The organism is Paenibacillus sp. sg306046 (assembly GCF_059821225.1).
The window spans coordinates 88,619-109,657 of sequence record NZ_JCAMRT010000020.1 but is presented as its reverse complement, the minus strand read 5'-3'; the positions used below and the strand labels follow the sequence as shown (position 1 = coordinate 109,657).

19 protein-coding genes are annotated in these 21,039 nt (G+C 53.3%); 3 read left to right on the top strand and 16 right to left on the bottom strand.

The window, feature by feature from the left end; genetic code table 11:
- Window positions 1-67: 67 nt before the first annotated feature.
- Complete coding sequence (locus AC6ROY_RS19490) at window positions 68-2,038, bottom strand: hypothetical protein (protein WP_500102269.1); 1,971 nt, start codon at window positions 2,036-2,038, stop codon at window positions 68-70.
- 74 nt (window positions 2,039-2,112) lie between these two features.
- On the opposite strand from AC6ROY_RS19490, the gene AC6ROY_RS19485 reads away from it, so the two are divergent.
- Both AC6ROY_RS19485 and AC6ROY_RS19480 read left to right on the top strand, forming a co-directional pair.
- A complete protein-coding gene (locus AC6ROY_RS19485; RefSeq protein ID WP_500102268.1) occupies window positions 2,113-2,661 on the top strand; it encodes a PulJ/GspJ family protein in 549 nt (182 codons plus the stop codon).
- A complete protein-coding gene (locus tag AC6ROY_RS19480; protein WP_500102267.1) occupies window positions 2,661-3,242 on the top strand; it encodes a prepilin-type N-terminal cleavage/methylation domain-containing protein in 582 nt (193 codons plus the stop codon). Before AC6ROY_RS19485 ends, AC6ROY_RS19480 begins: the two co-directional genes overlap by 1 nt.
- Before the next feature lie 32 nt (window positions 3,243-3,274).
- Here the strand turns inward: AC6ROY_RS19480 and AC6ROY_RS19475 are convergent, their stop codons facing one another.
- From AC6ROY_RS19475 to metH, 14 genes are all read right to left on the bottom strand, one after another.
- The gene (locus tag AC6ROY_RS19475) at window positions 3,275-3,910 is read right to left on the bottom strand and encodes a stalk domain-containing protein (protein WP_500102266.1); all 636 of its coding nucleotides are present in this window, start codon (window positions 3,908-3,910) and stop codon (window positions 3,275-3,277) included.
- 48 nt (window positions 3,911-3,958) lie between these two features.
- A complete protein-coding gene (locus AC6ROY_RS19470) occupies window positions 3,959-4,798 on the bottom strand; it encodes a hypothetical protein (protein ID WP_500102265.1) in 840 nt (279 codons plus the stop codon).
- Between the two features lie 9 nt (window positions 4,799-4,807).
- Window positions 4,808-5,788, bottom strand: coding sequence for a hypothetical protein (locus AC6ROY_RS19465; protein ID WP_500102264.1), 981 nt, complete (start codon window positions 5,786-5,788; stop codon window positions 4,808-4,810).
- Window positions 5,785-6,975, bottom strand: a complete 1,191-nt coding sequence (gene pilM, locus AC6ROY_RS19460) for a type IV pilus biogenesis protein PilM (protein WP_500102263.1) — start codon at window positions 6,973-6,975, stop codon at window positions 5,785-5,787. Before pilM ends, AC6ROY_RS19465 begins: the two co-directional genes overlap by 4 nt.
- 56 nt (window positions 6,976-7,031) lie before the next feature.
- Window positions 7,032-7,802 carry a prepilin peptidase gene (locus AC6ROY_RS19455; protein WP_500102262.1) on the bottom strand — a complete coding sequence of 257 codons (771 nt, stop codon included), beginning with the start codon at window positions 7,800-7,802 and terminating at the stop codon, window positions 7,032-7,034.
- Between the two features lie 75 nt (window positions 7,803-7,877).
- Complete coding sequence (locus AC6ROY_RS19450) at window positions 7,878-8,276, bottom strand: prepilin-type N-terminal cleavage/methylation domain-containing protein (RefSeq protein ID WP_500102261.1); 399 nt, start codon at window positions 8,274-8,276, stop codon at window positions 7,878-7,880.
- Window positions 8,277-8,351: 75 nt separating this feature from the next.
- Window positions 8,352-9,575, bottom strand: a complete 1,224-nt coding sequence (locus AC6ROY_RS19445) for a type II secretion system F family protein (RefSeq protein WP_500102260.1) — start codon at window positions 9,573-9,575, stop codon at window positions 8,352-8,354.
- 31 nt (window positions 9,576-9,606) lie between these two features.
- Window positions 9,607-10,650, bottom strand: a complete 1,044-nt coding sequence (locus tag AC6ROY_RS19440) for a type IV pilus twitching motility protein PilT (RefSeq protein ID WP_500102259.1) — start codon at window positions 10,648-10,650, stop codon at window positions 9,607-9,609.
- A 125-nt stretch (window positions 10,651-10,775) separates the two neighbouring features.
- Window positions 10,776-12,440 carry a GspE/PulE family protein gene (locus AC6ROY_RS19435; protein WP_500102258.1) on the bottom strand — a complete coding sequence of 555 codons (1,665 nt, stop codon included), beginning with the start codon at window positions 12,438-12,440 and terminating at the stop codon, window positions 10,776-10,778.
- A 260-nt stretch (window positions 12,441-12,700) separates the two neighbouring features.
- On the bottom strand, window positions 12,701-13,666 hold the full coding sequence (locus tag AC6ROY_RS19430; protein WP_500102257.1) for a metal-dependent hydrolase: 966 nt from the start codon (window positions 13,664-13,666) through the stop codon (window positions 12,701-12,703).
- Entirely contained in the window at window positions 13,666-13,809 is a 144-nt protein-coding gene (locus AC6ROY_RS19425) for a hypothetical protein (RefSeq protein ID WP_500102256.1), read from the bottom strand. The genes AC6ROY_RS19430 and AC6ROY_RS19425 overlap by 1 nt, the downstream gene beginning before the upstream one ends.
- Before the next feature lie 246 nt (window positions 13,810-14,055).
- The gene (locus tag AC6ROY_RS19420) at window positions 14,056-14,364 is read right to left on the bottom strand and encodes a GNAT family N-acetyltransferase (protein WP_500102255.1); all 309 of its coding nucleotides are present in this window, start codon (window positions 14,362-14,364) and stop codon (window positions 14,056-14,058) included.
- Window positions 14,365-14,654: 290 nt separating this feature from the next.
- A complete protein-coding gene (gene rnz, locus AC6ROY_RS19415; RefSeq protein WP_500102254.1) occupies window positions 14,655-15,605 on the bottom strand; it encodes a ribonuclease Z in 951 nt (316 codons plus the stop codon).
- A 152-nt stretch (window positions 15,606-15,757) separates the two neighbouring features.
- Window positions 15,758-19,192 (bottom strand): methionine synthase, encoded by a 3,435-nt coding sequence (metH, locus tag AC6ROY_RS19410; protein WP_500102253.1) that lies wholly within the window; start codon window positions 19,190-19,192, stop codon window positions 15,758-15,760.
- 345 nt (window positions 19,193-19,537) lie between these two features.
- Here metH and AC6ROY_RS19405 point away from each other — a divergent pair, with 345 nt between their 5' ends.
- Window positions 19,538-20,080, top strand: coding sequence for a 1,2-dihydroxy-3-keto-5-methylthiopentene dioxygenase (locus AC6ROY_RS19405; RefSeq protein ID WP_500102252.1), 543 nt, complete (start codon window positions 19,538-19,540; stop codon window positions 20,078-20,080).
- Window positions 20,081-20,200: 120 nt separating this feature from the next.
- Here the strand turns inward: AC6ROY_RS19405 and AC6ROY_RS19400 are convergent, their stop codons facing one another.
- The gene (locus AC6ROY_RS19400; RefSeq protein WP_500102251.1) at window positions 20,201-20,995 is read right to left on the bottom strand and encodes an HAD family hydrolase; all 795 of its coding nucleotides are present in this window, start codon (window positions 20,993-20,995) and stop codon (window positions 20,201-20,203) included.
- Window positions 20,996-21,039 lie beyond the last annotated feature (44 nt).

Below are 21,039 nucleotides of genomic sequence, written 5' to 3'. Positions count from 1 at the left end.
TTCGATAGATTCTATCTAGAGTATACCATACAGGAAAATATAGTAACGTTATTTTAGGTTCTTTGTACTAGCTTTTGGTTGTCCACTGTCCGAACTGGAATTTGGACGAATCCGCGCCCGCTCCCTCTGTATAGCCGTCAGGCGCTTTGCGGGTGATGCGGATCGTGTTCGGCGGACCGTTCTGGTAGCCGTTGTAAATAAGACTCCCTCCTGTGCTCAAACCGCCGAAGTACATAAAGCCGTCGAGATTATAGTTAAAGCTTACACCCGTTGTTCCTGCAACAAAGCTGCCGATATAACAATTGCTCTGTGCGCCGGTCTGGCCGTTGCAGCCAAACAGCTTAGGGAAGGTCACCGAACCGTCGCGCGACAAAACCGCTCCGCCGATATTCAGATACCCAAGATTCGTCGGCATCGTGATATTCCCATAAGCATAAATCGACTTTACGATCTTGACGCCGATTAATTGCTTGAAGTCAATCGCTTTGCCCGAATAAATCGACCCTTCAACCGTAATATAATAACCCGCATTAAAGTTCAAATCCTGCGTCGTTGAGTTGCTGACGATATTTTTTTTGAACACCGTATTGTTGTTGATATTGTTGCTGAAGGCTACAAAGCCATTAGCTACAACATCCCCATAAATGATCGTGCCATCGAGATTTCCACCGAAAATGATGTTTTCTCCTGCCGCCACTTCCCCAAGCGTCGTGGAAGTTTGCAGCGTGCTGTTGAATTGAATATTGTTTTTGGCATACATCTGGGTACCATCCGCAAACTTGACGCCATTCAGTGTTCCTGAAAATATAATGCTGCCATGACTATGCAAAATGGCCGCGCTTGAATCCCCTTTGGTGAAGGTCCAATTCGAATTGGTCCGATCAAACACAATATTTTTGCCCGCTACGATCCGGCCGGACGTGTTCAGCTTGTAAACATCGCCCTGAAATTGAATCATCCCTTGGCTGATGATGTTTCCGGATAACGTAATCTCATTATTTTGTGCGACCTCTCTATTAAAGATAAGATCGCCGCCGGACAATATATTGCCGGAAATCGTACCTCTATTAAATTTGTGCTCGAACTTAATATTGCCTTTGGCAATCAGATTGCCCGATTGTACATAGCTGTTAATGTCCTGGCCGCCGTTTGAGCTTGCACGGACAATAATATTTCCATCGGTCATTATGTTGCCGGAAAAGCTCATGCCATCCGCGTACAAGATAATATCCTGCTTACAATAAATGGTGCCGTTCAGATTCGAAGTTGACGCCGATATTGATGCAGTGGAGCCTGTCCCGCACACATTGTTCGTATACTGACTAATATTAGTATACTGGGTCGGCGTTGGCGTGAGCGGGTACAAGGAAGTCGTCGCATACACCGGCTTGCCCTTCCCCGCAGCGTCAATTTGCATATCGAAATGCGTTTTCATTTGATTCGAATAATTCGTAATTCCATAATACTGGAACTTGTCGGCCAGTTTTGTGTTCAGCTCCGTTATGTCCCGCACCCAATCCTTTGTTTTCGCTTTGCTGAGGCTTTCAGTAGTGCTTGTCCCCACCACATCATAACCGAAAATGCCTGGGCCACCACCGCTTGACCCGCTATTATTGCTAGCCGTCTGAATCGGAATCGTAATCTCCGTACGCCGCAGCAAGGTTTCGCCATAGCTGGACTTTCCTTCGATCGCGATCAGAAATCCGTCGCTCGCTTTGGTTGAGTTAAGCTTCAAATCATTTTTGCCAGCCAGCGTGAACGTCGGCTTCACCTGATCCAGCGAATCCTTCCATTGCGCCTCTGTCAGCTTCAGCACCTGCACATTGTTTTCCGCCGCATTTTTCACCAGCCGCTTTACAATGACCGCACCCGATTCCGCCACATAGTTCGCTCGCTCGGCATTGCCGTCATGGATCGAATTGCGCTGGCCTTGCTGCGTGCTCAGGATCAGCGTCGTCAGCCCGACCGTAATCACCATGCCAAGCATGAGAACAAGGATCAAGGCTGCGCCACGCTCGTTTCTCCAAAATTTTTTCATGGTCCCCATTCCCTCACCGTGATTTTTGCACTATATTTATAGTATCATAGACCTCCCCTGAAAGGGTGAAAAAATTGTTTCGCAATGAAAAAGGCTTGACACTTGTCGAATTGTTGGCGAGCATCTTCATTTTGGCCATGATGCTGCTCTCGTTCTCGTATATGTATAATCAATTGTTTTCCGCATCGGCCCGCGAGCAGCGGCGTGACGTTTCTGTAGATATCGCCCGATCCGTCATGGAGCAATTAAAGTCAAGCTTCAGCACAAGCGCAGCAAGCGTCAGCATCTGGTTTCCGCCAACCGATACATCCGCTACACCGCCTGCTCCGAGCGCCGATACCCAGCAGACCGTCAATCTGACCCCGCTGCGGCAAACCGTATCAAGCCCGGTGCAGGCGGCCGTCATTTATTATCCGAGCGCGTCTGACCGTCAGTACGAGGTTCGGATTACAAATGTGCCGATCCCGAACGCGAGCAGCCAGACGTATACGCTTGGCGACGGTACGACTAGCTATACGCTGAAGGTCGCCGATCATTTCTCGCTTATTCAGATTGAGATTGTGCCTGCTTCGACGGGCAGCAGCTACGCCATCCAAAGCTACCTGGACAGGAATCCGTCATGATGAAGCGAATCAGTTCCTGGGTCCGCAATGAAAAAGGATTGACGCTGGTCGAGCTGCTCGCCGTCATCGTCATCCTCGGCATCGTCCTCGGCGTTATCATCATGACGCTTCAGCAGTTGAACACCGGCAATCAGGTGACGTATGCGCGCCAGAAGGCGCAGATCGAAGCGCGGAGCGCCAGCAACCATATGATCAGCAAGCTGCGCGAGCAAAAGTACACGCTGATCGCCCCATCCGGTGCAGCCAGCAACGGGCAGCAGCATCTGTTGACCCTGTACAAAGAAGCCAGCACAACCAACAATTACGTGCGTTATTACGTCGATACGCTCGCGAAGACGTTAAACGTTCAGACCGTGCAAAGCGGCCAGACCGCTGCTCCGGTTGTTTTGCTGCATGATGTTACCGGAGCCAGTGCCTACTTCATGACCGAAAGCGGCCAGACGAGTACGCAGACAAGCAGTCAGGTCCAGGTGAAATATATCCATGTTCAATTTCAAATGAAGCTGCTGCCCGGTCAGAAGGGCAAGGAGCAGTCGTACGATTACAAAACGGACATTACGATTCCCCAGTGGGATAAGTAATGTCCGTTTTTCTACACTGCCCAGCAACTTATTTACTTTAGCTGCGTCTGAGCAGCGGCGTCCTTCGCATCCGTTACCTTTTTCGCCAGCGCGGCATTCAGCGTCTTTGCATAGTCGTTATACAGCGCCCAGCCCAGCTTGTAATCGCCGCTTTTGCTCGCCCAGCCGCTGATGACGATTTGCATGGACGCCATCATCTTGTCGAACAGCAGCGCCGTCTCTGCGTCGTCGAGCTGCTTCGCTACATCGCGCAGCTTGGCGTATCGCTCATTGCTCCGCAGCAGGCGCGCCTCATCATTGCCTTTGAAGCCAGCGATCAGCTCGGTCGTAATCGCATTGTTTTGCATAATTAAATACTGATACATCGCCTTCTGGGATGCTTTGTAAATATCCTGCGTCTTGTCGGCGGTGAAGTCGACATCCACCGTTTGTGTCGTGCCGTTCCAGCTGACTTCTGCGCCCAGCGCTTCAGACAAGCTGCGCAGCGGCACATAAATCGAGCCTTCATAGAACATCACGTCGCCCCGCATATCCGCCTTCTGCCCGTTCATCGTCAGATTGATCTGCGAGAACATGGCGTCGATCCGCCGCCAGGCGCTTTCGGCAAAGGCCGTACCGGCCAGCAGCGTGGACATCGCCAGCACACCAAGAACAATTTTCTTTTTCATGGCAGAACGATCCTTTCTATGGCAAAGTTGCAGCAGGTTGAATTTTCGTTAAGGAGCGGTCTTCAGCATCGGGTAAAAGGAATTGTCCGTCAACGTCGGATCAACCCGCAGGTCGGCAGACGGCGCCGGAATCGCCTCCAGTACGCCGAGCTTGCCCTCATAAGCCGGGGCGGCATACAGGACAAGCTGCAGGTCCAGACTATGCAAGGCCGGGCCTGGGTTCGCCTCCGGAAGGGCTGCCGGTGCTTCGACGGCTCCCGAAGTGCCGGTAGTCGTCGGCTGGGCCGACTTGCTGGCCGTCTGACTTGCGCTCAGCGACCAGGACGCAATCGACACCAACCGCTCTGTTTTTTGCAGACGGCTCATAAACTGCTGCAAGCCATCGTAAGTGCCGCTAAGCTTGAGGTTGACACGCAGCTCCGTAAGCCCGCCTGGCTGCGCAGCCGCGTTTGGCTGGGCGGACTGAGGCTGAGACCCGACAGCATTCGTTTTTGTATCGAGAAAGGTAATCGGCTGCCCACCTGCCGCACTCTGGCTCGGCGCTCCGGTATTATACGTCTGTAAAATGATGCCGGACCCGCCTTCGGCTTGCAGCAGCTCCATCAGAAAACGCGGAATTTCCGGCTCCGTGGGAACACGTTTGAGCAAAGCCGTCACATCGCTATCCTGCACCTTCTCCGGCAATGCCTTCTGCTCCAGCGCAGCCCGCTGCGCCTCCAGCAGAGCGATCTGGGCATCCTCGGCATTTGCTGCAGCAAGCACCGGATAGACCGAGCGGACGAAATAAATACTTAACAGCAGCATGCTTCCAACGACAGCCGATGTCAGGATAATTTGCGGCGATTTCAGCTGTTTTGCTAACTGCTTCCATTGTAGCGATTTGTTCATCAGCATCACCTATGGCGTTGTCATAATGGGTCTGGTTTCAATGAGCACATTGACGACATACACGATTGCGCGTTTTTCAGGCGGAGCAGCCGGAGCGGCAGCTTCCGGGAGCGTGGGCGATGCGGCAGACGACTCATTAAACATCTGCTCGAAGGTGTTGACTTGCTCCCGCGCCTTGCGCAGCTCCTCATCGGTAATAGGAGAGTCTTCAAGCGGACGGTTGCTTGTAAATTGCCGCTCCGGCAGCCGGATGCCATGCTCCTGCTCGTACATCTTGCCACTGATCAGCCAATCCAGCTCAGACAGCAGCTCATCCGATTTCGTAGCGCTCGCCGCCGGCTTCTGATTTTGCGCATTTTGCAAAAATTTTTCCTTCGCATCCGACTCCGTGGAAGGCTTGGTTGCCTGTCCTTCTGTGACCATCGACACAGCTGTCGGCAGCGTTACTTCCTTCTTTTCGACCGAAACGATCGAAATGTCCTTGAAGCTTTTCTCCTGCTTTAACGTTAAGACATAATCAGCGATCTGCTTGAAGTCTGAAAATTCCAACGTAGCCTCCAGCTTCTGGCTGTCCACCACAACCGTCTGCTGCTGCGACTGAGCCGGCGCTGGCAGGGCTGCGGCAGCATCGCTGCTCGGCTCCGCCCTCCTTAAAGTCATCAGCCTTGAAGCCTGGGGCAGCGGCGAGGAAATGACCTTCATCCACGGCAGCCAGTCGATGCGCTTGCTTTCCAGTCCTTTGACCAGCTGCTGCAGCTGCCGGAATTCCAGCGTGCGCGGGTCCTCGACATGCTGTTGGGTCAGCACCTGAATGCGCGCATGCAATTGCTGCTTGTAGAGTGCCTGCTGCTCGGCATTGGACTGCAGCCGGTATTGAAAAACGGCCAACGTTACGAAGGACAAAACAACGGCCGCCGCCGTCACGCTTAATACAGGCCAAAATAACTGCTCGTTACGCGACTTGCGGGGCAGGAGGTTAATATTGTTCATGGCGCCGCACCTCGCAAAGCCAGCCCGATTGTCGTTGCAAAAGCCTCAGGCGCAAATTCTTTCGTACGCAGCGTTCGCTCCCAGACCGCATTCGCCCGCAGCGGGCTTACCTTCATCGACAGTCGATTTTGCAAATATTCCGCGACTTCATCAAGCCGCTTTACGTCCCCAGCCAGAAACAAGGTCAGAAACTCCTCATTTCGGTTGTTCAACGTATATTTATAGAAGTTAATCAGCCTCTCCAGCTCGTGCGCCAGATCGCTGCAGGCTTGCGAAAAGCTGAAATCCCCGGATTCATCAGCCTGCGCCAGCCACGATAACGTTTCATCACTCGCCTCCTCCACCGCTTTATTTTCCTGAAAGGAAACCTGCACATTGCGCGAAATTTTCAACTGGCTGCCGGCAAATACATTCACATCGCAAATGGTATCGTTAATGTCAATCATCAGGCAGGTGCCTTGCGGCTGCTCATCAATGGACTGCAGGCAGCGGAACAAAGACATCGCCTTGATTTCGATGCTGCTGATGCGAAGACCCGCCCGTTTGAACAGCTGCACATAGTGCTCCACCATCAGACGAGGAACAGCGACAAGCATCACATCGCACATTTCCTCCTCTACGGCTTCCTTGTCCGGCTCCAAATTCGCGAACGGATCGTTGCTTTTGCCGCCAAATAGCGAATCCGCCGAGGCAGCCGCCTCCTGAACGGCCAGCAGCTCGTCCTTCGCCGCCTGATCCGGTTTTTGCAGCCTGCTGAACGATTTGTGATTGTTATGGCCGTTCAGCTTGACGAAATCATAAACCGGGTCCTCAAACGGCAGATGAATGCTATGCTTGATCTCAAAATCGATCACCTGGCGCAGCTCTTTCAGCGGAATATCCGGAAACTTCATAAATCGGACCATGACATGCTGACTCGGCAGCGCAAGATTGACCCGGTTTACCCGCTTTTTAAGCCGCGCTTTGGCCGATTGCAACGTACGCACAAGCTCATGCGGCTGCATAATTTTACCGTCCTGCACGGCATCCAGCGGCAGCGGTTCCTGAATACATGAAAGAATCGTCGCAGGCGAGCCTTTCTTTATCGTAAGCTCTGTCAGCTTCACTGCAGAGTCCGTAATTTCAATTCCCAAATAATGACGCGCCGGCGCAGCCCATTGACCGAGCTTCTGAATGTTGAACCGCATACCTGCCACTCCCAACTACATTCGCTTGTTGTCCAGGCGCGAGGAGATCGCGCTCTCTATAATAGGCTAGCATACCAATCAATCCATGAGTCTCCGACAAACATGCAGATGATGCTGGCTAGTGCAATATAAGGACCAAACGGGATATACATGTCCCGCTCGCTGCGCTTCCGTGCCAGGACGGCCACACCGCCTATCGTACCTAAAAAGCTCGCCACAAACAATGTCAATAAAGTCAGCTTCCAGCCTAATACAAGACCGACCAACGCAAACAGCTTCGCATCGCCCATCCCCATCGCTTCCTTACGAAACAGTACAGCTCCGAGCAAGGCAATCGCGACAATTAAAGCAAGCCCGCCGATCATGCCGATGAAATAATGCCATACCGGGAGCGGATGCGAGACCAACCGAAGCGCCAATACGCCAGCAACCCCGACACCCACGATCCGGTTCGGAATGAGCAGCGCCCGAAGATCGGTAATGACAATCGCGACAAGCACGGAAACAAATAACAAGCCGACGCCCGCTTCCCAGCTTACGCCATATTTCCACACGACTGCTGCAAATAGGAAGCCTGTCGCCGCCTCCGCCAGCGGATACTGCGGCGAGATTCGCTGACGACAGTAGCGGCACTTCCCCCTAAGCCGGATATAGCTCCAAACGGGAATCAAGTCCAATGGACCTAGCCGGTGGCTGCAGCTGGTACAATGGGACGGAGGGAATACGACAGACTCCCCTGACAAGGAACGAAGGGCGACGACGTTCAGAAAGCTTCCGATTAGCAAACCAACGATCGCCGCATAACCAAGTATAATTGCCGTCTCCATGACCAGCTGCTCACCTCCTGCTGAATGAAAGAAGGTAACCCGGGAGAGTTACCTTTGGTTAGATCAAGTTTAACTTTAGCTTGCCGAAACGACAACGGAATCGTCGATAGTCCAGCCATTTGCTGAGTAGGTAACCACTACGCTAGTATAGGTAGTAGATGTCGCAGCTTGTTGCTTCTTTGGTGCGGATTTCAGGTACGAGTTGCTAACGAGCTCAGCTACAGTCACTGTTTCCGTCGATCCGGAAGCAGGGCCGCCTGGCTTAGTCACGGTCAAGTACCGGATCGCTGCATCCTTAATGAGCGCCTCGGATTGGGCATCGGCGCTTACCTTCGTGTTCGTAATAATCCCGCCAATCGAAGGCACCGCAATCGCAGCAATAACGCCCAAAATGACTATAACCGCCAGCAGCTCGACCAGCGTCAATCCTTTTTGATTTTTACGGAACAATTTGAGCTTCAGCCTGGTTTTCATCGAACATGTCCCCTTTGCTTCATGAAATTAAATCTATGTGTCATCTCGTAACACCAACAAATAAAGACCTCGACATTATTTCATCGGAACGATTCCATTTTTCATCATTTCGAACGTTGGCAGCATGACAGCAAGCACAATTCCGCCGACGACACCGGATAAAGCTACAATCATCAGCGGCTCCAGCAGCGACTTGAGTCGGTCGGTCATGGAGTCAACATCGGCCTCATAGAAGTCAGCGACCTTCTCCAGCATCGCATCCAGCGCGCCGGACTGCTCGCCGACAGCCATCATCTGCACCACCATCGGCGGAAACAGCCACGACTGGCGAAACGGATCAGTAATCGACCGACCTCCAACCAGCCCTTCGCGCGCGTCCTCGATTACTTTGCCGATCACAACATTGCCGGTAACGCTGGATACAAGCGATAAGGCTTGCAGCATGGGAATCGCAGCTGTAAACAGTGAGCTGAACGTTCGGCTGAAGCGGGCGATCGCCTGCTTGTGCAGCAGCTTTCCGAAAATCGGAATGCGCAGCTTCACATTGTCGATCCAATATTGTCCCTTCGGGTGACGCTTGATCAGCGCAAGCAATAAACTTGGCATAATCGCAAGCAGCGGGATCACATACCAATACGCAACAATCGCATCGCTCACCGCAATCACCATCCGGGTCGGCAACGGAAGCTCCAGGCCCATGGACTCAAAGCTCGACACATAATTCGGAATAACGAACAGCATCATCAGCGTAACGACAATAACCGTCAGCACAGCCATCACGATCGGATAAACCATCGCCGACTTGACCTTCTCCCGCGTGTAATGCTCCTTCTCATAGAAGATAGCCAGCCGGTTCAGCATGTCATCCAGATTGCCGCTTAGCTCCCCCGCCCGCAGCATGTTAATGAAGATACCGCTGAAGACAGTCGGATATTTTGCCGCCGCCTCCGACATCTGGGTGCCCTGCTGCATACTGGATGCCACATCCGCCAAAATAACGCGAAATTCCTTGCTCTCAGCCTGCTCCGACAGCGCCTTGACCGAATCGACCATCGACACGCCCGACTTGTACAAGGTTGCAAGCTGCCTGCAAAAAATCGTAAACTGCTGAACCTTGATTTTCGGCCCGCCAAACTTAATTTCGCGGTGCAGCAAGCTTTGACTCTGGTCAAATAGCTCAGTGATCCAGAAGCCCTTGCGCTTCAGCTCGTCCATAGCCTGCTCGAACGAGGGGGCCTCCAACGTGCCTTTGAACGGCATGCCGTTATGATTCACCGCTTTGTACATGAATTTAGGCATAGCCGTTCCACCCCCATCTGCCGTTCATCTGCTAGCTCAGCTCTGCAAATCCGAACAACGCTTCCTTGGCCGCCTCCAGCGAAACGATTCGCTGCTGGACAAGCTCGCGCAGCACCATATCCATCGTCACCATGCCTTGGGCTCTGCCTGTCTGCATCACGGAACGAATCTGATGCACCTTCTCCGAGCGGATCAGGTTTGCAACCGCAGGCGTGTTCACCAGCACCTCAATCGCTGCTACCCGTCCCTGGCCGTCGCCCCGCGGCAGCAGTCGCTGCGCCATCACGCCGAGCAGCACGGAAGCAAGCTGGACGCGAATTTGCTGCTGTGCCTCCGGCGGGAAGACATCAATAATCCGGTCGATCGTCTGGGGCGCATCAGCCGTATGCAGCGTGCCGAAGACGAGATGGCCTGTTTCCGCAGCTGTGATCGCGGTCGAGATCGTCTCCAGATCGCGCATTTCCCCAACCAGAATCACATCAGGGTCCTGACGCAATGCCGCTCGCAGCCCGGTAGCGAAGGACGCCGTATCGACGCCGATTTCACGCTGATTCACAATACACGACTTATGGGTATGGACGAATTCAATCGGGTCCTCCAGCGTGATAATGTGGTCGCTGCGCGTGCGATTAATGTAGTCCAGAATCGCAGCAAGCGTCGTTGACTTTCCGCTCCCCGTCGGTCCGGTGACGAGCAGCAGCCCTTGCGGCTTCTTCGCAAATTCCAGCGCCATCGGCGGCAGCCCCAGCGCTTCCATCTCCGGAATCCGTGAAGGAATGAGCCGGATGGTCAGCGACACGTGGCCCTTCTGATGGAAGGCGTTCACCCGGTACCGCGACACGCCCTCGATGCCATACGACAGATCCGCATCACCCTTGTGCATAAACTGGCTGAACTGCTCCTCGGACATCAGCTCACGGGCCATGCTTGTGCATTGCTCGGTCGTAAGCAGCCGATCGTCCACCGATTTGAGCGTGCCGTGAATGCGGAACTTCGCAGGAGATCCCGTGGTAATGTGAATATCCGAAGCATTTTTCTCGGCAGCAAGTCTCATGAGCTCAACTAACAGTACCATACCAACCTCCTCTCCCGCCTAAAAAATAGTAGAATGTACCCACGATTATAGGAAAATAAACCTAAAATTTCAATACATTCATTATAACTTAAAAATAATAAGCTAGTGGCGTTTATTAAAATTATTTAATAACTTCCCAGAACACGAATCACTTCAGCAACCGATGTCTGGCCGCTGACGACCTTATTCAGACCGTCGCGGATGATCGGAATCAAGGTTTGCGTCTCGGCATAAGACTGGTAGTCGCTATCCGGCCGTTTCTCCAAAATCATCGACTTCAGCGTCTCGTCGATCGTCAGCACCTCATGAATCGCCAAACGTCCGCGATAACCGGTGCGGCCGCATTCGACGCAGCCCTCGCCCTTGCGCAGGCTTACGAACGGATAGCCGTGATCCTCCAAATATTTACGCTCCTCAATCGTCGGCGTATGCTCCACGCTGCACGATGGGCAGATTCGCCGCACGAGCCGCTGGGCGACAATCATTTTCACCGAGGACGCGATCAAGAACGGCTCGACGCCCATATCAATCAGCCGCGTCACCGTATTGGCCGCGCTGTTCGTATGCAGCGTACTTAACACCAGATGCCCTGTCATCGCCGTACGGACCGCGATCTCAGCCGTCTCCATATCGCGAATTTCCCCAATCATGACGATATTGGGATCTTGACGCAGGATGGCCCGCAAGCCCCGCGCGAAGGTCAGTCCGGTTGTCGTATTCACCTGAATCTGATTGACGCCCTGCAGCTGATATTCAACCGGATCTTCAATCGTAATCACGTTGATATCATCCGAATTGAGCCGGGAAAGCGCGGAATACAAGGTTGTCGTTTTCCCGCTGCCGGTAGGTCCGGTAATCAGTACGACGCCATGAGCGTTCTGAATGCCTCGCATAAACTGCCGGTAATTGCTCTCCGACAAGCCAAGCTTCTCAATGTCGGTCAGCGCGCTGCCGAGATCAAGCACCCGCATAACGACCTTCTCGCCGTGAATCGTCGGCAGCGTCGAAATCCGGATGTCCACCTTGCGGAACTCATTTTCAATTTCAACCCGGCCGTCCTGAGGAAGTCTGCGCTCCGCGACATTCAGATTGGCCATAATTTTGATCCGGGCGACGATAACCCGCTGCATATGCGGGGGCAGCGAGCGCTCCGTCCGCATCACGCCGTCCACCCGGTAACGAATACGCAAAGCATCCTCTTGTGGATCAAAATGAATATCGCTCGCGCCGACCTGGACGGCTTGAATAATGATCTGGTTGACGGTTTTCACAACCGGGGAATTTTCATCCTCGATCTGGGTCGTAATTTCTTCCGCCTCGCGAGTCTGCAAAATTTGGCTGATCTGCTCAACCGACTCCTGCAGGCCATAATAACGGCGAATCGCCCGCTGCAGCTCTTCCCGCGCAGCAATCGTCGGCTCGATCCGCAGACCTGTACTCATCCGCAGCTCATCAATCGCAAAGTAATCCAGCGGATCGGCCATCGCCAAAACCAGCTTGTTGCCGTCCACCCTGACCGGCAGCACCTGGTGCTGCTCAGCGATACGCTGCGGAATCAGATTGATGACCTTCGGTTCAATTTTTTGCCGGAACAGCTGGATGTGCGGAATGCCGAGCTGAAACTCCAGCACCTCGATAAATTGCTGCTCAGTGATGTAGCTGCGATTGATCAGAAACTCACCGAGCCTCATCTTCGTTTCCCGCTGCTCCTGGAGCGCCTTGGTTAGCTGCTCTTGAGTCAGAAGCCCTGCTTCAACCAACAGGTCGCCAATCCGCTTGCGAGGAGCCATATGTATTCCCCCTGTTGAGCTTCGCTCAAAACATATATAAATGAAAAACCGACCTGTGCCAGCTGCACACAGATCGGTTGCGTTGCTTGCTCACGACCAACACAGTGCGAAGCCGGGCAACGCTCCTTCGCTTTCTGCATTCGTCTTTACCGCGTATGCTTTACACTTATTTAAGCACACGCCCGTTAGTATCGTCAACGACATTTTAGACCGAACTAACTACATTTACGTCATTTTTCGACAAAAATCAACATTCTTTTTTACACAAAGGGAGGGTGCCACGTTTTTTTCTTCCAGCCCAACGAATAGCCTGTAATTTGCAGCTCCCGATTGAGCAAAACGTCCACGCCAAATGGCAGCCGATTGCCGTACCAAAACCGTACATCCCGCCACCGGACTAGATAACCTCCATGCTCCTCCGCGCACGATACATGGATCTGCTGGGCAAATTGCAAAAAAGCGCGCGCCCCGTCAGCCGCCTTGCTCGCCTCCACCATCAAGTCAGGGTGCTCCTTCGTATACACATTTTGAATTTGCAAGCGCCGTCCGGTCACATACCCGGTATAGTAGCAGTTCGGCGTCTCCGCGACAAATTGCCACCGCAGCCAGTTCCAGCTCGGAATGGCCTGACAGCCGTCAACAAGCCCCAGCTCCCGGCGTACGATCCGGACAACCCAGTCATGCTGCCAAAGCCTGCAGCCGATATAGGCCAGCGTCAGCCCGTAGAGAGCCAGCAGCACACCGCCCGGATGAGAGCCGCCCAGCAGCCACCAGCCAAGTCCTGCCGCATGAATGGCGAACAGAAACGGCTCGAATAACGCCAGCACGTCCAGATGCTGCCAATCCCGGGATAACGGACGAAAACACTGCACACCGTACGTATTCAGCCAATCCAGTAGCACATGCAGGCAAACCGCCATCGAGGTCCAGGCTATGATCAGCCCAAGCTGCCCTTCCATGCCAAACAGCCAGCTGACCGGCAGTCCAACGATAAACGGCCAAATCAGTAAAGCTGGCAAGGAATGCGTGACGCCGCGGTGCATGCTTAAATAGGCGGAATAACCGCGCAGCCTGGTTACCGTATCCAAATCCGGCGTATGCGAGCCGATCAACGACGCTGCAGCAATCGCCTGGATAAGTGCCGGAGGACCTGCCGCCACATCGGGATGCAGCAGCGCCAAGCCAGCCAGCGTAGCGCCAAACAAAAGATGACTTCCCGTATCCATCAATCCTCCTCCTGCTTCTTCGGATGTAGCCGGATTTCCTGCTGCTGGGCATTATGGACCTGCGAACCCGTCGTTTCCCGTTGAACCCAACGCTCCTCCGTATTCAACCAGTAAAACCATTGCTCCGGCCGCTGACGAATCATCCTTTCCAGCAGCCGCTCAGCTTCGATCAGCAGCTAGTAAAGTGTCATCATCAACTGAACGTAATACGCATAGCGGATACGCCGATGCTCCCGCTCTGTACGCTCCGGCAGCAGCGTGTGCAGATTATGGCAAAATCCGTTATCCCAGCCCCGTGCCCGACAGCAGCAGGAAGCCGGCAGCTGCCAGTCGGCACAAGCACACGATCACCCAGCCGGGCAACCAGCCTGTGAATCGGGCAATCTGCTTTAGCCGTCCGCTTTCACCTGCTTGCGGCATAACAAGGAATAGACCAGGTTCACTTCTTCGATGGTATGCAGATGCACGCTAGCACAACCAATCATATAAATAAGCTGTCGTTCGGCAATGTAAGCTGCGATACCCTCCCACAGCAATTGAATCGCCTTGCCATCCCGGTAGGCGGGATCTATGCAGCTTCGTCCAAGCTGCTCTACATCATCGGAGCTGCTTGCCAGCATAACCGCCAGCCGCATGGGCTCCTGCTGTACCTGAGTTGCCGTAACCGTTAGGCTCATCGTCAATACGCCCTTCTTCAACGAAGTGATCCACCTCCCTTAGCCTAGCAGACGATTATTTTTGCTGCGTTTGCTTGTTGTAAAGCTTTTACGAAGTTACACGCATCCGGTATGGCTTCAAAAAAACGCCCGCTTACAGCTTGCTTGGCCCCTTAGCTTCGGCTGGCAGCATGCTTGGCTAAGGGTTTGCAGACCGCAGCTTGTTCACAAAAAAAGAACCCGCCCCTGACGGACAGATTCTTTACTGGTTGACTGATGGCCTTACCGTTCAGCAGGCGGTTATGCCACGGCTTTTGTTTCCACTGGTTCACTTATATGGATTCAACTGCGCGCAGCGGAATGTCGAGCCGAAAGTGATCGGCTGCCAAATACGACTGCGGGTGAATCGACTGCGCCTCACGCAGCAGCTCATCAGCCGCATCGTCCTGGTAGCGGGAGCTGATATGAGTCAGCACAAGCCGCTGAACACCGGCCTCCGCAGCAGTCCGCGCAGCATCCATCGCGGTGGAATGATCATACCGGACCGCCATTTCCTTGCGCGCTTCGCTGAAGGTCGCTTCATGCACCAGCAAGTCCGCATCGCGGGCCAGCTTGACCGCATTGGCGCATGGCTGGGTATCCCCCAAAATAGTGACAATGCGTCCCGGCTGCGGAGCGCCTAGAAATTCGCCTGCAGCCAGCTCCCGCCCATCCGGCAGCACAACCGGCTGGCCTTGCTTGATCCTGCCGTACATCGGTCCGGCCGCGATGCCATGCTGCTTGAGCTTATCCGCCAGCAGCTTGCCGGGCTGGGGCTTCTCAACGATCCGAAAGCCGAAGCTGGTAATCCGGTGAACAAGCGGAGCCAGCTCGACTCGAAACTGCTCATCCTCAAATAGTACCGTCACATCCTCCTGCTCCTCAAACTCCACAATGCTCGTCGTGTAGCCGAGATGGGAGTCGCTGACGCGCAGTGACGTTTCGATAAATTCCCGAATGCCGCGCGGTCCGTAAATCGTAAACGGCGACTCTCCGCCCTGGTAGGAGCGGCTGGACATCAGCCCGGGCAGGCCGTAAATATGATCGCCGTGCAAATGCGTAATAAACAGCTTCTCCAGCTTGCCGATTTTAACCGGCGCACGCAGCACCTGATGCTGCGTCCCCTCGCCGCAATCAAACATCCAGTACACATTTCGCTCGGCCAGCAGATTCAGCATGATCGAAGATACGTTTCGCTCTTTCGAGGGCATCCCCGCCCCTGTGCCGAGAAAATAAACATCCACTTTCTATCAACTCCTTCCTTGCGGACCTCCAGGACCACGCCTGTTTAGAACGAAAGAGCAGGGCTTCGCCCCACTCCTTCTACCTGCATATATGTTGCTCACAATTGGGCTTGTTACTCTGCGAGCTCTCTTTTTTTGATCAGGCTGCTCCGTTACGCATTGAAATAACGTGCCTGCGGGTGCGCAAATACAATGGCCGACACCGACGCTTCCGGCTCCATCATACTGCCTTCCGTCAGCTCAACGCCGATATCTCCCGGATTCAGCAGCGCAAACAGCTGCTGCTGGTCATCGAGATTCGGGCAGGCCGGGTAACCGAACGAAAAGCGCTGGCCGCGGTATTTGGCGCCGAATCGCTCCTGCATCGTCATTTCCGCTGGGTCCGGGAATCCCCACTTGTCGCGCATCAGCTGATGCACCCGCTCAGCCAGTCCTTCCGCCATCTCCAGCGCCAAAGCCTGCATCGCATGCGAGCGCAAATAGTCGCCTTTATCCCGCCACAGCGCTGCCAAGTCGCTGACGCCATGACCGGCGGTTACAACGAGAAACCCGACATAGTCCATTTCTCCGCTATCCACCGACTTCAGGTAATCGGCCAGACACAGATGCGGCTCCTTCTCCTGACGCGGGAAGCTGAACGTTTGCAGCACCTTGGTCTGATCCTGCGGATCGTAAACAAACACTTCATTGCCGCTCGACTGCGCCGGGAAAAACCGGTACATGCCGTGCGCCTTGATGATCCCTTCGGTTTGCGCCTCGTGCAAAATGCCGTCGACCGTTTCTTTCAGCTGCACCGCCTTCGGATCTTTGGCGGCCAGCAGTTGATCGACCTTGCCCTTGAGACCGAGATGGTGACCAAGCAGCATCTGCATATTTACGTAAGGGATCAGATGATTAATCGGGAAATCGCGCAGCACATGACGCTCCAGATCAGGCGGCACCTGCACCGGCAATGTCCGGTCCACATTGGACGTCTTCACGCGGGTCAGCGCAGGCATCGTCTCTTCCTTGCGCCCGGCTTCCTTCACATCGGACTCCATACTTTCCCGCAGCTCGCGGATTAGCTGCTGGCGATGTGTCGGATCGCTAAGCTTGTTCGCCAGGTCAAGTCCGTCCATCGCATCCTTCGCATACAACACGATGCCATCGTATTCCGGCGCAATCCGGGTTTTCGTAAATTTACGCGTCAGCGCAGCGCCGCCTACCATAATCGGCACATCAATGCCCGCCGACTTCAAATCCTGCGCCGTTACGACCATCTGCTGCGCCGACTTGACCAGCAATCCGGACAAGCCGATCACATCGGCTTTCTCTTTGCGGTAAGCTTCTATCAATTGCTCCGGCGGCACCTTGATGCCCAGGTTAATAATTTTATACCCGTTGTTGGACAAAATGATTTCGACCAGGTTTTTACCGATGTCGTGTACGTCGCCTTTGACTGTGGCCAAGATGATCTTGCCCTTGACGGCACTTTCAGATTTCTCCATAAATTGCTCCAGAAACGCAACGGAAGCCTTCATGACCTCGGCGCTCTGCAGCACTTCGGCTACAATCAGCTCGTTGTTGTTGAACAGTCGTCCAACCTCTTCCATCCCGCGCATCAACGGACCGTTGATGACCTCAAGCGGCGCATACTTCTTGAGCGCCTCCTCCAGATCAGGAAGCAGCCCGTCCTTCGTCCCTTCCACAACATAGGAGCCGAGACGTTCCTCCAGCGTCAGGTTGGAAATTTTTTCTTTCTTCTCGACTTTTTTCGTCCGGAAGTGGGCTACGAAGTCAGCCAGCGTCTCGTCCGTCGTATTGTAGATCAGATCCTCAGCAAGCTTGCGCTCCTCTTCGGGAATGGACGCGTAACGCTCCAGCTTTTCCGTGTTGACGATCGCGTAATCCAGCCCCGCCTTGGTACAATGGTACAAATAAACCGCATTCAGCACTTCGCGACCTGCATCAGGCAAGCCGAAGGAAATATTACTCAAGCCGAGAATCGTTTTACATGCCGGATATTTGGCTTTGATCAGCTTGATGCCTTCAATTGTTTCCACGGCAGACCCGATGTACTGCGGATCACCGGAACCAACCGGGAACATATTCGGGTCAAAAATAATATCATGCGGCTTGAGGCCGTATTTACCGGTCAGCAGCTCGTAGGCGCGGTCGGCAACCTCGACTTTTGCCTGACGGCTGACCGCCTGGCCGCGTTCATCAATCAAAATCATAACGACCGCTGCGCCGTATTTATGAATCAGCGGCACAATACTTTCGAACTTGCTTTCGCCATCCTCAAGGTTAATGGAGTTGATAATCGCTTTACCTTGGGAATACTTCAAGCCCAGCTCGATAATGTGATCATAGGTGGAGTCGATCATAAGCGGCGCCTTCACCTTTTTGGACACAAAGCTCAAGAAGTTTTCCATCGCATACGCTTCATCAATGTCCGTATCCTGCAAGTTGATGTCGATAACATGCGCCCCGTTTTTAACCTGGGCTCTGGCAATTTCCGAGCCTTCCTCAAACTTGCCTTCCTTAATCAGCCGCTTGAATTTACGTGAACCGGAAATGTTCGTCCGCTCGCCGACCATAATCGGGCGGTTTTCATCCTCCAGATACACGGTCTCGATCCCTGATACAGCGGGAGGATGTGTACCGGCCTGCTCACGCGGCTTGTAGGCGCTTAGCGTTTCCGCCATCGCCCGAATATGGTCCGGCGTCGTGCCGCAGCAGCCGCCTGCAATGTTTAGCCAGCCCTGCTCCGCAAATCCGGCAATTTTTTTAGCCAAGGATTCCGGGGACTCATGATATTGTCCATTCTCATCGGGAAGCCCGGCATTCGGATAACAGCTGACTGCCGTTTCCGCGATATCGGACAATGTACGGATATGGTCGCGCATGAACTCCGGTCCAGTCGCACAGTTCAGACCGATAGAGATCGGCTCCAGATGCTCCAGCGAAATGTAAAACGATTCAATATTTTGTCCGGCCAGCGTTGTGCCCATCGGCTCAATTGTACCGGAAATCATTAATGGCAGCTTAATGCCGCTCGCTTCAAATGCGTTCCGAATGCCGATACTGCCGGCCTTCACGTTTAATGTATCCTGAGACGTCTCCAGCAGCAGCGCGTCTACACCAGCCTCGATTAATGCAAGCGCCTGCTCGTAATAGCTGTCCACCAGCTCTTCGAAGGTTACTCCGCCCGTAACGGACAACGTTTTGGTCGTCGGCCCCATCGCCCCTACAACATAACGCGGCCATTCCGGCGTGCTGTATTTGTTCGCGGCTTCAATAGCAAGCTTCGCTGCTTCCAGATTGATTTCTCTGGCCTTTTCGGGAATATCGTATTCAGCCAGCACAACGCTTGTCGCGCCAAACGTATTCGTTTCGACCATGTCCGCGCCCGCCGCAAAATATTTCTCATGGATCTCGCGGATAACATCCGGACGAGTAAGCACCAGCATCTCATTGCAGCCATCCAGCTCTTCCCCGCCGAAATCAGCTTCCGTCAAGTCTTCCTGCTGAATCATGGTGCCCATGGCCCCGTCTAAAATCATTATTTTTCGTTTAAGCTGCTCTTCGAGGCTTAATTTCGTCATCTTTCCAGCTTTCCCCTTTCTCTTCTGCCGATCTGGTCGCATCCGACAAGCCCGTCCGTTTGACAGGCGATCAAGCGCCCTATCATCGCGATCCGCCTAAACACATGCCACTGCGATTGCAACCAGAAGCCGTCCTCACGGTGAGAACGAGCAAGCCTTGTTCGTTCATGGACATTTTAAACTTTAGTTTAGCAGAAACATGACATGATGAAAAGAAACTTGTACAAAATTTGCATAATCCATATAAAACAAATCGGATTTATGTGTATTGATTGTCGACAGACAAGCCAGTTTCTACTATAATACAAAGTAGAAGTAACTAAGTATAGGGAAGAGGGATTACCGATGGCAGAAATTCGCATCCGCAATACCGAAGAACGCATCCAAGGTGAGGAACAGGTGCGCGCCTTTTTGGAAAAACAGGAAGTGCTGTACGAGCACTGGAATACGGGTAAGCTGGCTCCTGAGCTCAAAGACAAGTTTGTTCTTTCCGACGAGGAGAAAGCGCAAATCCTCTCCACCTTTGATGCCGAAATTCGCGATCTTGCTGCCCGCCGCGGTTACCAAACGTGGGATATCGTCGCTTTGTCCGACGCAACGCCCAATCTGGACGATGTGCTTAAAAAGTTTGAGCAGGTTCATACCCATACGGAAGATGAAGTACGCGCGATTACAGCGGGACGCGGGATCTTTATTATCAAGGGCACGGATGATGTCGGCTACTTCGATGTTGAGCTGGAAGCAGGAGACGTTATCTCTGTTCCGGAGTATAAGCCTCACTTCTTCACATTGATGGACAACCGCCAAATCGTTGCTGTACGCCTGTTCATTGAAACGGAAGGCTGGATTGCCCATCCGTTTGCAGATGATTCGTTTCAAAAAGCATAACTCGAACTGCTCCTGCTCCACATTCATTGAATGTGGGGCTTTTTTGTTGCTTTCGGCGGCATCGAAAAAATGAAAAAAGCGGCATCCTGCTTAGTTTGCAGAGGATGCCGCCATGATGACTTACAGGCCGGTGAGAATTGGCTCAATCTCGCGAAGCGAGCGAATTTCATGAACCGGACGAATCTCTCCAATCAGCTCCAGCTCGTGGCGATTAATCCACATATTACGCATTCCGACTGTGTTAGAGCCCAAAATATCAGTCGTCAGCTTATCCCCGATCATCACGCCTTCTTCTGGAGCAATCTGCAGCTGTTCCATCGCATGGTGGAAAATAGATGCAGCAGGCTTCCCTTCACCGAACTCGCCGGAAATAATAATATGGTCGAAATAAGGCGCCAGCGCAGGGACGCCTGCCAGCTTTTCCTTTTGCAGGTCCGGTGAGCCGTTGGTCAGCAGCAGCAGCTTGTACTTGGCTTTCAACTGATCGAGCACCTCAAAGGTTTCCTCATACACAATCGGCCGTTGTCTGCGCTCGGCTGGAAACAGCTCCGCCAGCTTTGCGCCCAGCGCTGCATCGTCGATGCCAAGCGCCAGCAAGCCGCGTGTCCAGGATTCCTTGCGATAGCCGGGAGCCAATGCCTGCAGCTTGCGGAATTCCTCTTGCTCTCCTTGTGTAAAGTTCGCCCACAGACCCTCAAACGGATTGATGCCGATCATCTTCGTGAACGCAAATGTGTCGAACGTCTCATACAAAGCTCTGGCCTCCCGGCGCACTTCCTCTTCAAGGCGAGCCGGATCAATGTCCTTATAGTTCCGAGCAGCTTCCGCACAGGTCGCTTCAAACGCTTCCTTCACACTACGGTCATCCCATAGCAAAGTGTCATCCAAGTCAAATAAAACGGCCTTGATTGTCATCGTTGTGCTCCTCTTTCTTATGCTTGTATCGTTGTAGGTCAGGC